We start from the raw sequence: 14,116 nt of genomic DNA, 5'->3' as shown, positions 1-14,116 counted from the left end.
GCAGAAAAACGTCCCTTGCCTCTTGACCCAAGCGCATTACCTGTCCATGTCGAAATAAAGAGCGCCCTGTTGCGCGCCGAAAAACCGCAGGGCATGTTAACGGGCAAGTTCCGAAAGAAGAAAATATGAATGTCGTCGTCGTAGAATCTCCGGCAAAAGCCAAGACGATCAACAAGTATCTTGGTCCAGGCTACAAGGTGCTCGCATCGTTCGGCCACGTTCGCGATCTTCCCGCAAAAGATGGCTCGGTGCTTCCCGATCAGGATTTCGAAATGCTGTGGGAGGTTGATCCTGCCTCGCAGAAGCGCATGAAGGAAATCGCCGATGCCGTGAAGGCATCCGACGGATTGTTTCTCGCGACCGACCCGGATCGCGAAGGGGAAGCCATTTCCTGGCATGTTCTCGACCTTCTGAAAAAGAAAAAGGTCATCGGCGACAAGCCAGTCAAGCGCGTCGTGTTCAACGCCATCACCAAGAAAGCCGTTCTGGACGCGATGGCTGATCCACGCGACATCGACGTTCCCCTGGTGGATGCGTATCTTGCCCGCCGCGCGCTGGACTATCTCGTCGGCTTCAACCTCTCTCCCGTTCTGTGGCGCAAGCTACCGGGTTCGCGTTCGGCTGGCCGCGTTCAGTCCGTATCGCTGCGTCTGGTCTGCGACCGGGAATCGGAAATCGAGCGTTTCGTATCCGAGGAATACTGGAACATCTCGGCTCTGTTGAAGACGCCGCGTGGCGATGACTTCGAGGCCAAGCTGGTGTCTGCCGATGGCAAGCGCCTGCAGGGTCGATCGGTCAAGACAGGCGATGATGCGACCCGTCTGAAGACATTGCTGGAAGGTGCGACCTACACCGTGGATACGGTTGATGCCAAGCCGGTCAAGCGCAACCCCGGCCCTCCCTTCACGACATCAACGTTGCAGCAGGCCGCATCGTCGCGCATGGGTTTTTCCGCCTCGCGCACCATGCAGGTCGCACAGCGGCTGTATGAAGGTATCGACATCGGTGGTGAGACCGTCGGTCTCATTACCTATATGCGTACCGATGGTGTGCAGATGGCACCAGAAGCCATCGATGCAGCCCGCAGCGCCATTGGCGAACAGTTCGGTGCCCGTTACGTGCCGGAAAAAGCGCGTCTTTATTCCACCAAGGCCAAGAACGCCCAGGAAGCGCACGAAGCCATTCGCCCGACGGACTTTAGCCGCACACCCGACCAGGTGAAAACGTATCTCGATGCCGACCAGTTGCGTCTTTACGAACTTGTCTGGAAGCGCGGCATCGCCAGCCAGATGGCATCTGCGGAAATCGAACGCACTACCGTTGAAATTCTGGCCGACAACAAGGGCGAGAAGGCTGGCCTTCGCGCCGTTGGTTCGGTTATCCGTTTCGACGGCTTCATTGCCGCCTATACCGACCAGAAGGAAGACGGCGAGCAAAGCGACGATAGCGATGAAGATGGCCGTCTGCCGCAGATCAATGTCCGCGAGGCGCTGGCCAAGCAGAAGATCAACGCCAGCCAGCACTTCACCGAGCCGCCGCCGCGCTATTCGGAAGCGTCGCTCATCAAGAAGATGGAAGAACTCGGCATTGGCCGCCCCTCCACCTATGCGGCGACACTGAAAACGCTGAGCGACCGTGAATATATCATCGTCGACAAGCGCAAGCTCGTGCCACACTCGCGCGGACGACTGGTGACAGCGTTCCTCGAAAGCTTCTTCACGAAATACGTGGAATACGATTTCACCGCCGATCTGGAAGAAAAACTCGACCGGATCTCGGCAGGTGAACTGGACTGGAAGCAGGTTCTTCGCGATTTCTGGAAGGACTTCTTCGCCCAGATCGAAGACACCAAGGAACTGCGCGTCACCAACGTGCTGGATGCGCTGAACGAGGTTCTGGCCCCGCTGGTGTTTCCGACCCGCGAAGACGGCTCCGATCCCCGTATCTGCCAGGTTTGCGGCACGGGTAATCTGTCGCTGAAGCTCGGCAAATACGGCGCCTTCGTCGGCTGCTCGAACTACCCGGAATGCAACTTCACCCGCCAGCTGAACTCGGATGGCGCAGAGGCCGATGCCGCCGCGCTGAACGAGCCGAAGGCACTGGGTGCAGACCCGCATACGGGCGAAGAGCTGACATTGCGCTCCGGTCGTTTCGGACCTTACATCCAGCGTGGCGATGGCAAGGAAGCCAAGCGGTCTTCGCTGCCAAAGGGCTGGGCACCTGACGATATCGACCACGAGAAAGCGCTGGCGCTGATCAATCTGCCACGCGATATCGGCAAGCACCCGGAGAGCGGCAAGATGATTTCCGCCGGTCTCGGGCGCTACGGACCGTTTCTGCTGCATGATGGCGGGTATGCCAACCTCGAAAGCATCGAAGACGTGTTCTCCATCGGCCTAAACCGCGCAGTCACGGTGATTGCAGAGAAGAAGGCATCGCCGGGCCGTGGACGTTCGTCCACGCCTGCTGCATTGAAGGAAATGGGCGACCATCCCGATGGCGGTGCGATTACCGTTCGTGACGGCAAGTATGGGCCTTACGTCAACTGGGGCAAGGTCAATGCCACCATTCCCAAGGCGCAGACACCTGACACGGTGACGCTGGATGAGGCCTTGGTGCTGATTGCCGAGCGCATTGCCAAGACCGGCACCGGCAGCAATGGCAAGCCCGTCAAGGCCAAGAAGGCGGCAGTGCCGAAGAAGGCCACCAAGGCTGCCAGCGCCGATGGCGAGACCAAGGCGAAAGCCAAGCCGAAGGCGGCTGCGAAACCGAAAGCGGCTGCAAAGCCCAAAACAGCGGCCAAGGCAAAGGCAGCACCAAAAGCGAAGAAGGCAGAATCTTGAGCAAAGCACCGCGTAAGACATCCGGCTCGGCGGGCGATGGCTTCGGCCGCACCGGTCGCGGGAAAAAAGTTCTCGAATCTGCTGGTATCATCCACGGCCAGGTTCCCCCACGCGACGTGCTCTTAAAGTTCATTGCCGAGCATCCCGACCAGGCCTCCAAGCGCGAAATCGCCAAGGCTTTCGGGTTGAAGGGCGAAACGCGCATCGAGTTGAAGGCTCTCCTCAAGGAGCTCGAAACCGATGGCATGGTGCACAAGAGCCGCAAGTCGCTGATGCGTCCGGGCGGTCTGCCGCCGGTGACTGTTCTCGACATCACCACCCGCGACAAGGATGGCGGTCTGATCGGTCGTCCCGCGGAATGGCCGGACGAAAACGGCGCAGCCCCCGCCGTCATCATCCGCCAATCCTCTGCCGACCGCCAGAAGGGCAAGACCCCTGTGGGCGGCATCGGCGACCGGGTGCTCGCGAAGATTTTCCCATCCAAGGACGTCGGTGGTCCGGCCTATACCGCTCGCATCATCAAGCTGATCGACAGACGGCAGGGCGGATCGCTCGGCGTCTTCAAGGAAACGCCGGGTGGTGGCGGTCGTCTGATGCCGATCGAGCGTCGCGGCGACGAGATGGTTATAGATCCCGATGGCGTCGGTGATGCCAAGGACGGCGATCTTGTCGAGGTGGAAACCTCCCGCAACAGCGGTCGTTACGGCCTGCCGCGTGCCAAGGTTCTGTCCGTCGTCGGTTCCGTTGCGTCCGAAAAGGCGATCTCGATGATCGCCATTCATGCGCATGGTATTCCGCACATTTTCCCGTCAGACGTGCTGGCGGCAGCGGATGCGGCCAAGCCCGCAACGATGGCGCACCGTGAAGACTGGCGCAAACTGCCGCTCATCACCATTGATCCGGCCGATGCCAAGGACCACGACGACGCCGTCTACGCCGAGCTGGACCCCTCGCCCGACAATCCGGACGGCGTGATCGTCACCGTCGCGATTGCAGATGTATCCTATTACATTCGGTCCGGTTCGGCGCTGGACCGCGAAGCCTTGAAGCGCGGCAACTCGGTCTATTTCCCCGACCGCGTTGTGCCGATGCTGCCCGAGCGCATCTCCAACGATCTCTGCTCGCTGAAAGAAGGCGTCGATCGCCCGGCCCTTGCCGTGCGGATGGTGTTTTCCAAGGAAGGCCGCAAGGCCAGCCATACCTTCCACCGCATCATGATGAAGAGTGCGGCAAAGCTTTCGTACCAGCAGGCCCAGGCCGCGATCGACGGCAACCCCGATGACAAGACCGGCCCGATGCTGGAGCCCATCCTGCGGCCTCTCTGGCACGCCTACGAGGTGATGAAGATTGGCCGCGACCGCCGCCAGCCGCTTGAGCTGGATATGCCGGAACGCAAGATCATTCTCAAATCCGATGGCACGGTTGATCGCGTGCACGTGCCGGAACGTCTCGACGCGCATAAGCTGATCGAAGAGATGATGATCCAGGCCAATGTCTGCGCCGCCGAGACGCTGGAACTGAAAAAGCAGCGTCTGGTCTACCGCGTGCATGACGCGCCGACGATCGCCAAACAGGAGGTGCTGCGCGAATTCCTGACCACCATCGGCTATTCGCTGGTGAAAGGCGGACAGGTTCGCGCCAACTCCTTCAACGGCATTCTGGCGCGCGCGGTCGATACGCCGCACCAGATCATCGTCAACGAAATGGTGCTGCGATCCCAGAGCCAGGCGATCTACAGCCCGGACAATATCGGCCATTTCGGCCTGAACCTGATGAAATACGCGCATTTCACCTCGCCTATCCGCCGTTATGCCGACCTTATCGTGCATCGTGCGCTGGTGGGTTCGCTGGGTCTGGGCGAAGGCGGCATCACGCCACAGGAAGAAGCAACGCTGGCCGATGTGGCAGCCGAAATCTCGACCTTCGAGCGGCGGGCAATGGCGGCGGAACGGGATACGGTCAACAGACTGATCGCGCATCATCTTTCCCAGCGTGTGGGCGAAGAGTTCGAAGGCCGGGTCGGCGGTGTCACCAAGGCGGGACTATTTGTCGCGCTTCCGCAATTTGGTGCTGACGGCTTTGTTCCTATATCTACACTGGGTACCGACTACTACATCTACGACGAGGCGCATCAGGCTCTGACGGGTGAGAAGACCGGACTTGGCTATCAACTGGGCGATGCCGTTCAGGTTCGTTTGGCCGAGGCCGTGCCACTTGCCGGCGCCTTGCGGTTCGAAGTGTTGAACGAGGGCAAGAAAATGCCTGCGGCGACACGGTCCTTCCACAAGACGACACGGCGCAGCAGCGGCCCGACACCCGGCACAAGGCCGCCACGCAGACGCAGATAGCTGGTGTAAAAGGATAAGCACATGACGACGACCGAGACGCAGACAGTGCAGTATGGTGGCAAGCCGGAAGACCGTCCGCTGGGTCGCTCCATCATGCGAGGAATTCTCAGCCGTTGCCCGGCCTGCGGCAACGGCCACCTCTTTCGCGCCTGGCTAAAGCCCGTCGATGAATGCGCGTCCTGCGGTGAAGACATGCACCACCAGCGCTCCGACGACCTGCCGCCCTATATCTCGATCATGATTCTCGGCCACGTTGCGGTTGGCGGTTTCATGATGACGGATACGGTGTTTCTGGTGCCGATGTGGGTGCATTTCGCCATCTGGGTACCGATTACCATTCTCGTCGCGCTGTTGACGATCCAGCCCATAAAAGGCGGCGTCATCGGCCTGCAATGGGCCCTGAGGATGCATGGTTTCAGCAACGAACCCGAAAAAGAACAGATCGACGGCTCGTCTCACTGACAGGGTGCGATGACCTTGCCTTCGGAGAAAACACCCTACCTGCGCCCGAAAGACGCCGCGTCCATCCTTCTTCTGGATCGATCGCGCAGCGACGTGCGCGTGCTTGTCGGCAAGCGCTCCAGTCGCCATGTTTTCATGCCTGATGTCTACGTATTTCCCGGCGGCAAGCGCGATCCATCCGACCGTACCCTGCCCTTCGGAACCGATCTCAGGCCGGTTGTCATCGACAATCTGATGCGTGCGGCCTCTCGGCCTATGACACAATCGGGCGCGCGTGCCCTGGCGTTGGCCGCGCTGCGCGAACTTCATGAGGAAACGGGACTGCGCTGCGGCAAAGACCCAGATCGACCCGACCTCTCGCCGTTGCGCTTCATGGCGCGTGCGATCACGCCGCCGGGCCGTGTCAGGCGATTCGACACCCGGTTTTTCTGCTGTTTCACTGACGAGGCGGGCATCGACCCTAAGGGAATCAAGGATTCTGACGAGCTCCAAGAGCTTGAATGGCTTGACATCAAGGACGATTCCAGTCTGAACATGGCACCCATTACACGCATGGTTCTCAAGGATGTCACAAAGTTCATGATAGGTGACCCTTCATTGCAATCCGAAGGCCCGGTGCGACAATATTTCGAGCGTCGCGGCACTTTCATTCGTGGCTTTCTGTAAAGGTCTACATGTCCCATCCGACTAGCGACGCCGACGATATTCACTGGCCATCGCTCATTGCCGCAATCTCCGCTATCAGCGCCGTTGGCATCGCCATCGGCCTCGGTCTGCCGCTTCTGAGCATCATTCTTGAAAAGCGCGGCATCTCGTCAACGATGATAGGCCTCAACACCGCCATGGCTGGCGTTGCCGCCATGATAGCGGCACCGATGACCAGCCGGCTGGCGCACGAATTTGGTGTCGCGCGCACCATGATGACGGCTGTTGTCGTTTCCGCCATCAGCGCGCTGGGATTTTATTTCGCCGAAGCCTTCTGGATGTGGTTCCCCTTGCGGATCGTCTTCCACGGTGCAACGGCCATGCTGTTCATCCTGTCGGAATTCTGGATCAACGCCGCAGCGCCACCCAAGCGTCGCGGATTGGTTCTTGGCATGTATGCGACCGGCATGGCGGTGGGCTTCGCAGGCGGCCCCTTGCTGTTTTCCGCCATCGGCAGCGAGGGAATAACCCCCTTCCTGCTCGGCTCTGCCATCATTCTTCTGGCTGCAATCCCGATCTATCTGGCGCGTCATGAAAGCCCCAGCCTCGACGAAAAGCCCAACCACCATTTCTTCCGTTACATCTGGCTGGTGCCCATGGCCTCGGCTGCCGCCTTCGTTTACGGCTCGGTGCAGGCAGGCGGGCTGTCGCTGTTTCCGGTTTATGCCACGCGTGAAGGTTTCAGCGAATCGCAGGCGGCGCTGCTTTTGACCGTCATGGCTATCGGCAACATGGCGTTCCAGATCCCCATCGGCATGCTGTCCGACCGCATCAAGGACAGGCGTGTGCTACTGGGCCTGATGGCGCTGACCGGCGTGATCGGTACGCTTGCGCTGCCTTTGCTGGTGGATAACTGGGTGCTGCTCTCGTCGCTGCTTTTGCTGTGGGGTGGCTGTGTTTCGGGCATGTATACGGTGGGACTCACGCATCTGGGTTCACGCCTTACCGGCTCAGACCTTGTGGCAGCCAACGCCGCCTTTATCTTCTGTTACGCCATCGGCACCATAGCCGGGCCGCAGACGGTGGGGATTTCCATGGATATTGCCGGAACAGACGGTTTTGCCTGGGCTTTGGCGATGTTTTTCGGGCTCTACGTCGTGCTTTCCATTGCCAGGTCGGTTTTCGGATCAAATCGGACTTGACTTTTCAGGCGCGATCCGTAGTTTCGCGCCAGATTTAGCCGGGGTCCAACAGGGCCGCGGACTCACTATTTGTTAAAGGCAGGACGACTATGGCGAAAGCTACAACAATCAAGATCAAGCTGCTGTCGACGGCCGACACCGGTACTTTCTACGTCACAACGAAGAACAGCCGTACGTTCACGGACAAGATGACGAAGACCAAGTACGATCCAGTCGTACGCAAGCACGTTGAATTCAAGGAAACGAAGATCAAGTAATTTCCTTGGAATCGCATGCAAAAGACGCGCCCTTTGAGGCGCGTTTTTTTATGGTCGCTCTTGAATTGATCAATTCAACAAGCGGCGTGATCCGACGGAATATGAGATGTGGGGGACCGCTGGAAAAGTGGGTCGACCGGGACAGCAATGACAGCACGAGGAACCGTTCAAGAGCGTCGCCGGTCGACCAACCCCAAGACCCAGGAGATGCGGCGGACCTGAGCACCATGGGGTATTCGCAATGCGTTGGTTCTTTAAGCGGAAAGAACCGCCGCTTTCTCCGAACACCGTTCTGCCTCATCTTGGCGACAACGCCTCAGTTCGCAAACCTTGTGTTCTTGACCAAAGCTTTGCTCAAGACGCGAAGAAAATCAACAAATTCTTAACGCGAGACCCAATTGATCGCCCTACATGGTTAAATTTCCCGTCTTGAAACATAGTATTTCATAAATCAGACAATTTCGATACAAAGATAAACTTTGCTTATCGCATGAAACATATTCTGAAAAATTTCTTTCTTATTTCAAAATGGCAGAGCTACTCTGAAAGAGTAGAGCTCATCTCAAAAAATCGCCTGTGTTCCATTATCCGTCACACTGGGGCTATTTTGCACGATGCCAAGCGCGGTTAAACTGGCCCTTTTTTGGCTTTCGCAATAGTGAAGAGATTACACCGTGATCACAAAAGTGATCTTCCAAAGTGATTGCTGTGGATAACCGTCACGAAAGCCAAAGGCGGTGGAATCGTCAGGCCGCAGCGGCACAGACGCGGTTACGGCCGGCGTTCTTTGCCTCGTACAGAGCTTGGTCTGCATGGCGCATCAGCGCATCGGGCGTTTCCACGGAGACAGCATTGCAGGCGATGCCCAGGGAGGCGGTGATGTGCAGTTCGCGACCGGAGCGCAGCACGAAGGGCCTGCTCTCAATGATAAAGCGCAGCCGCTCCGCAACGGACGCCGCCATCTCCATGTCGGTATCCGGCATCACCACCACGAACTCTTCGCCGCCATATCGGCAGGCGAGATCCGCACCACGCACGGTGGAGCGCAGGCGGGCTGCGAACTCGCGTAACACTTCGTCGCCCGCATCGTGGCCGTAGGTGTCATTCACACTCTTGAAACGATCAATGTCTGTCATGCAGACCGACAATGCCCGTCCACGCGTGGCTGCCCGGTTGAACAGAACCTTGAGATGGTTATCGAGATACCGGCGATTGTTGAGACCGGTGAGATCATCGATCACGGCCATTTCCATGGTCTGGTTGAGATTCTCACGCAGGCGCGTGTTGAAGCGCTTCCGCTTGATCTGGGTCAGCGTGCGGGCCACGAGTTCGTTGGTATCCAGCGGACGCACAATGTAATCATTCACGCCGAGTTCCAGCGCGCGCACGATCATGGCCTCGTCGCCCTGTTCCGTCACCAGCAACAGCGGCAGGAAGCGTGTCCGCTCCAGAGAGCGCAGTTGCGAGCACAGGCGCAAGGGATCGAAATCATCGAAATTGGAGTTGACGATGACCATCTCGTAGTCACCCTCCGCCGCTTCGAACAAGGCATTGCCCGGTTCGGCAAGAGCGCAGACTTCGGCAACGGGCTTCAGCGCCTTGATGATACGCTCCTGCGAGCTGGCGCGGCCATCGACAAGCAGAACACGACCGGGCAGTTCGATCTGCGCGTCTTCACAGATGGGCTCACCGACGCCAATCGTCTTGGCGGCTTCGGCACGAATGCGCAGCTCGTCGCTCATGGTCTTCAAACGCACGAGGCTCTTGACGCGGGAGATGAGCTGCAGGTCATTGACCGGCTTGGTCAGAAAATCATCGGCACCGGCTTTGAGGCCGCGGACCCTGTCGCTGGGCTGATCGAGGGCGGTGACCATGACAACCGGGATATGCGCTGTTACCGGGTTGGCCTTCAGACGCTCGCAGACCTCGAAGCCATCCATGTCGGGCATCATGATGTCCAACAGAATGATATCGACCTGCTCGCTGGCGCAGATCGCCAGAGCCTTTGCGCCATTGTCTGCGGAGATGACATCGAAATATTCCGCCGACAAACGCGCTTCGAGAAGCTTCACATTTGCTGCAATGTCATCAACGACCAGAATTCTCGCAGTCATCAGTTCAGCCCTGTTTTACGCGTCGCCCAGATACGTCTTGATCGTCTCGATGAATTTCGGAACGGAAATCGGTTTCGAGACGTAGGCCTCACATCCACCCTGGCGAATGCGCTCCTCGTCACCCTTCATGGCAAAGGCCGTGACCGCGATCACCGGTATGACATGCAGTTCGTCGTCTTCCTTCAGCCATTTCGTGACCTCCAGCCCGGAAACCTCCGGCAGTTGAATGTCCATCAAAATCAGATCGGGACGGTGTTTGCGCGCAAGCTCGAGCGCTTCCATGCCATTGCGGGTCTGGATGGTGGTATAACCGGACGCCTCGATCAGATCACGAAAGAGCTTCATGTTCAGCTCGTTGTCTTCAACTATCATGACCTGTTTGGGCATGGGACCAGTCCTCGTTTCACTTTGAAACCGCTTCATTGACATATAGGGTGCCAGAGAACCGATTCCATTATCCCCCAGGAGCGGACGGTAGCTGGATTTGGTTGAGAAATAGGTAACTTCGGTAAACAAATGTCGCACGGTACAAAAAACGGCACTATCGGCGCTTCAAATGCGCATGAAATAGCAATCGCCATACTTGGCTGGCTCGCCAGCGAGCCGGATATGCTTGCGCGCTTTCTGGCGCTGACCGGGATGCAGCCGAATATGTTGCGCCAGGCCGTCAACGATCCCGGCTTTCTTGCAGGCCTCACGGATTTCCTCATGAGCCACGAACCAGACCTCATGGCGTTTTGCGAGGCAACTGGACGAAAGCCTGAAGACGTGACCGCCGCCTGGCACCATTATTCCGGACCGGGCTTGGCATCCGGGGAGTATTGACGTCGGAACCCGGGGTCAGCGACGCTTGAGAACGGTCTGAGCGTAGGACTCCAAGACAGTGTTCAGCGCGTCTGATATCCCTTGCCGGTTGCCTTGTAGGCTTCAACGACGGATTTCTTGACCCGCAACGTGATCTGCTGCGTTCCTTCAGGTTCGACATATTTGGCGTTTGCCCAGAATGTTTCGTCAAGCTCCGGAATATCGCTGTAGTCGATAGACCCGTCAGGTAAAGCCTTAAGCTGTTCAAGGTTCAGTTCTTTTTCGTATTTCTTCGTCATAACGCCTCCTTTTGCGGCGATTGGCAATCCTGGCCGAAATCATTCTCGTCCTGCCGGAGCGCTCGGTGTGGATGACGGCCAACACCGCGACACCGTCGATTTGGCCGATCGAATGGTATCTGGTTTCTGTGTACTCGCGGCGCTCATCTATCCATGAAAGAACAGGCCCTTCAAAAATTCAGATGGCCAGCGCGAAACCCAATCCGTGCTTCTCAACATTGCGCCTGTTCTTTTGCTCATCCCATTCGAACATATTCATCGCTAAGGAACTACAATTGTAACTCCTTTTTTTAAAAATACCATGTCTTCCATGATCGAAGATTGCCCACTTGAGGACAGAAAAGCAAACGCTTATAGTGACGGATGTTCTCTCTTTGTTTCCGAGCCATGGCCCCTCCACTTTTGAATTACGATCCCGGTTTCTGCCGTGACTGTCTGGCTGGCCAGCCGGAGGGCATCAGGCGTTGCCGAAGGTGCGGCAGCCCTCGCCTTGTCTATCACGCCGAGCTTTATGACCTCTCGATCGCCCATATCGATTGCGATGCGTTTTATGCTTCCGTCGAAAAACGCGACAACCCGGAGCTCGCCGACAAGCCGCTGATTATCGGTGGCGGCAAACGTGGCGTCGTGTCCACGGCATGTTATATTGCCCGCATCCACGGCGTCCGCTCGGCCATGCCCATGTTCAAGGCACTGGAGGCCTGTCCGCAGGCGGTGGTGATCAAGCCGGACATGGAAAAATATGTGAAGGTGGGGCGGGAAATCCGTTCGATGATGCAGGATCTGACGCCTTTGGTCCAACCCATCTCCATCGATGAAGCCTTTCTCGATCTGTCCGGCACCGAGCGTCTGCACCACGATCCGCCCGCTCGTGTTCTCGCCAGCTTCGCGCGGCGTGTTCAAAATGAAATCGGCATTACCGTTTCAGTCGGGCTGTCCTATTGCAAGTTTCTGGCAAAGGTCGCGTCCGACTTGCAAAAGCCTCGGGGGTTTTCCGTCATCGGCGAGAAGGAAGCCATGTCGTTTCTCGGCCCTCGCCCCGTCACCACCATATGGGGCGTTGGAAAAGCCTTCGCGGCAACGCTGGAGGCGGATGGCATCCGTATGATTGCACAGTTGCAGGAGATGGACGAAGGCGACCTGATGCGGCGCTACGGCTCCATGGGGCAGCGCCTGTTTCGGCTGTCTCGCGGCATAGACGACCGCGACGTCCATACCAATGACCCTGCCAAGAGCGTGTCTTCCGAAACCACGTTCTTCAACGACATCTCACGGCACGAGGATCTCGTTTCCATCGTGCGATCCCTTTCCGAAAAGGTGGCGTGGCGACTGAAGAAGAACGGTGTCGCCGGGCATACTGTCGTTTTGAAAATGAAAACGTCCGATTTCAAATCCCGTACCCGCAACAAGAGGCTGGAAGACCCGACGCAACTGGCCGACAAGATTTTTCGTACCGGCATTTCGCTCCTCGAAAAAGAAACCGATGGGACGAAATTTCGGCTCGTGGGTATTGGCGTTACCGATCTGTGCGAGCCGACGCTTGCCGACCCACCCGACCTCGTCGACAAGCACGCGGGAAGACGGGCCGCCGCTGAAGCCGCCATGGACAAGCTGCGCGACAAATTCGGCAAGGGTGCTGTGGAAACCGGCTATACCTTTGGCACAAAAAAATGATCGACTGACACGGTCGTGATCAACATTTAAAAGTTTCCTTAAATCCCAAGCGTTATTCTGCTGCGTGGAACGGGGGTCCTTGCATTTCAGGGCAGCCCCATACGGCTCCTGTGCCTTTCTTCGAAGGGCATTTGTGTATTGCGTTGGAGTAGACATGATGTTGCGTGCGCTTTTGGGAGCTTGCCTCCTGTCGACTTCCGTGCTGGTACAGGCCGCTCTGGCTGGAGATGCCAAGAGCCTGCAAATCATCGTTTCCAAGGAAGAGCAGACGCTATCGCTTTATGAAGACGGCGCGCTGATCGCGACATCAAAAGTGTCGAGCGGCAAGCCGGGTCATGGTACTCCGAGCGGCATCTTTTCCATTCTGGACAAACGCAAATATCACGAATCCAACATTTATTCCGCAGCCCCCATGCCGTTCATGCAACGGCTGACATGGTCGGGTATAGCGCTTCACGAGGGCCATGTTCCAAACTACCCGGCGTCGCATGGCTGTATTCGCCTGCCGTCTAAATTCGCCAAGCAACTCTTCGGCATGACGGCGCGCGGCGTGCATGTCATCGTTTCCGACAAGGCTGTCGTCCCTCGCCTCCTTGAGCACCCTGCCCTTTTGCAGCCGAAGGACGGCCCACGCGACGGTATTCTGCTGTCGGACGTCGAACTTCGGCCGACAAACTTCGATGCATCCTTGAAACTGGTGGAAGTTGCCGTCAATCAGACGACCAACGCGGTGAAGAACAAGGCGACACCAAAGAAGGACGGCGCACCGCTGCGCATTCTGATTACACGGCGCGGCGAGCGCGAAAAGATCATGGATGTGCAGCATCTCTTGACCAGCATCGGCTTCGACACGGGTGTGGCCGATGGATATGCCGGACAGATGACGGTCAGCGCCATCAATGCGTTCAAGCGCTGGAAAGAGATGAAGACCACCGGTCCGCTCGTGACCGACGCTTTCGTCGATGCACTCTATGCCTCTGCTGGTGCACAGGAAGCGCCGAATGGGCAGTTGATGGTTCGGCGGGACTTCAAGCCGCTGTTTGAAGCCCCCATTCACATCAAGAACCCGGACATGGCGCTCGGCACGCATTTCTTCGAGATGATCGATGTGGATGGTAACGGCAAGGCCGAATGGAACGGACTGACACTGGAAAATCATCTGCCAGCCGCTGCGCGCAAACGGCTGGGCATCGAAAGTGACGGACCGGAAGGGTCCGATCAGCTGAGTGCGGTTCTCGATCGTATCGATATTCCAGCTGATCTCCGAAAAAAGCTGGAAGCCGACCTCACGACCGGAAGCTCAATAACCGTTGCCGATCTCAGCCACGGTTTGGAAACCGGCGACGGCACGGATTTCATCACCATCACGCGCGATTGATCGCTGCCGACAGGCAACGCTTCTGTTGAAGGACGCCTTCGCGACCTGTGTGAGGCCGGGAACCCGAATGTCTGCAACGGCGTTCAGGAT

The 14,116-nt window shown here is 57.7% G+C and carries 13 protein-coding genes; 9 read left to right on the top strand and 4 right to left on the bottom strand.

Features of this window, described 5'->3' with window-relative positions; all coding sequences use genetic code 11:
- Positions 1 to 125 precede the first annotated feature (125 nt).
- From topA to rpmG, 6 genes are all read left to right on the top strand, one after another.
- Positions 126 to 2,843 carry a type I DNA topoisomerase gene (gene topA, locus GGQ73_RS20980; protein ID WP_183897702.1) on the top strand — a complete coding sequence of 906 codons (2,718 nt, stop codon included), beginning with the start codon at positions 126 to 128 and terminating at the stop codon, positions 2,841 to 2,843.
- The gene (gene rnr, locus GGQ73_RS20975) at positions 2,840 to 5,191 is read left to right on the top strand and encodes a ribonuclease R (RefSeq protein WP_183897701.1); all 2,352 of its coding nucleotides are present in this window, start codon (positions 2,840 to 2,842) and stop codon (positions 5,189 to 5,191) included. Before topA ends, rnr begins: the two co-directional genes overlap by 4 nt.
- 21 nt (positions 5,192 to 5,212) lie before the next feature.
- Positions 5,213 to 5,653, top strand: coding sequence for a DUF983 domain-containing protein (locus GGQ73_RS20970; RefSeq protein ID WP_174152743.1), 441 nt, complete (start codon positions 5,213 to 5,215; stop codon positions 5,651 to 5,653).
- 9 nt (positions 5,654 to 5,662) lie between these two features.
- Complete coding sequence (locus GGQ73_RS20965) at positions 5,663 to 6,319, top strand: NUDIX hydrolase (RefSeq protein ID WP_183897700.1); 657 nt, start codon at positions 5,663 to 5,665, stop codon at positions 6,317 to 6,319.
- Positions 6,320 to 6,327: 8 nt separating this feature from the next.
- Positions 6,328 to 7,500: an MFS transporter gene (locus GGQ73_RS20960; protein ID WP_183897699.1), complete on the top strand. Its 1,173-nt coding sequence runs from the start codon at positions 6,328 to 6,330 to the stop codon at positions 7,498 to 7,500.
- 89 nt (positions 7,501 to 7,589) lie between these two features.
- On the top strand, positions 7,590 to 7,757 hold the full coding sequence (gene rpmG, locus GGQ73_RS20955; RefSeq protein ID WP_003496403.1) for a 50S ribosomal protein L33: 168 nt from the start codon (positions 7,590 to 7,592) through the stop codon (positions 7,755 to 7,757).
- A 746-nt stretch (positions 7,758 to 8,503) separates the two neighbouring features.
- Here rpmG and GGQ73_RS20950 read toward each other — a convergent pair.
- Positions 8,504 to 9,871, bottom strand: a complete 1,368-nt coding sequence (locus GGQ73_RS20950; RefSeq protein WP_183897698.1) for a PleD family two-component system response regulator — start codon at positions 9,869 to 9,871, stop codon at positions 8,504 to 8,506.
- 15 nt (positions 9,872 to 9,886) lie between these two features.
- Positions 9,887 to 10,258, bottom strand: a complete 372-nt coding sequence (locus tag GGQ73_RS20945; RefSeq protein ID WP_034854043.1) for a response regulator — start codon at positions 10,256 to 10,258, stop codon at positions 9,887 to 9,889.
- A gap of 129 nt (positions 10,259 to 10,387) precedes the next feature.
- On the opposite strand from GGQ73_RS20945, the gene GGQ73_RS20940 reads away from it, so the two are divergent.
- A complete protein-coding gene (locus tag GGQ73_RS20940; protein WP_174152739.1) occupies positions 10,388 to 10,696 on the top strand; it encodes a DUF3572 domain-containing protein in 309 nt (102 codons plus the stop codon).
- A 62-nt stretch (positions 10,697 to 10,758) separates the two neighbouring features.
- Here the strand turns inward: GGQ73_RS20940 and GGQ73_RS20935 are convergent, their stop codons facing one another.
- Both GGQ73_RS20935 and GGQ73_RS23405 read right to left on the bottom strand, forming a co-directional pair.
- Complete coding sequence (locus GGQ73_RS20935; RefSeq protein WP_234911047.1) at positions 10,759 to 10,974, bottom strand: BrnA antitoxin family protein; 216 nt, start codon at positions 10,972 to 10,974, stop codon at positions 10,759 to 10,761.
- Positions 10,940 to 11,152: a BrnT family toxin gene (locus GGQ73_RS23405; RefSeq protein ID WP_350310108.1), complete on the bottom strand. Its 213-nt coding sequence runs from the start codon at positions 11,150 to 11,152 to the stop codon at positions 10,940 to 10,942. The genes GGQ73_RS20935 and GGQ73_RS23405 overlap by 35 nt, the downstream gene beginning before the upstream one ends.
- A 209-nt stretch (positions 11,153 to 11,361) precedes the next feature.
- On the opposite strand from GGQ73_RS23405, the gene GGQ73_RS20925 reads away from it, so the two are divergent.
- Both GGQ73_RS20925 and GGQ73_RS20920 read left to right on the top strand, forming a co-directional pair.
- A complete protein-coding gene (locus tag GGQ73_RS20925) occupies positions 11,362 to 12,648 on the top strand; it encodes a DNA polymerase IV (protein ID WP_183897697.1) in 1,287 nt (428 codons plus the stop codon).
- 154 nt (positions 12,649 to 12,802) lie between these two features.
- On the top strand, positions 12,803 to 14,026 hold the full coding sequence (locus tag GGQ73_RS20920; RefSeq protein WP_183897696.1) for a L,D-transpeptidase family protein: 1,224 nt from the start codon (positions 12,803 to 12,805) through the stop codon (positions 14,024 to 14,026).
- Positions 14,027 to 14,116: the final 90 nt, after the last annotated feature.

This window comes from Rhizobium skierniewicense (assembly GCF_014196515.1).
GTDB classification, from domain to species: domain Bacteria; phylum Pseudomonadota; class Alphaproteobacteria; order Rhizobiales; family Rhizobiaceae; genus Agrobacterium; species Agrobacterium skierniewicense.
The sequence above is the reverse complement of the archived record's forward strand: the minus strand, read 5'-3'. Positions and strand labels throughout refer to the sequence as shown.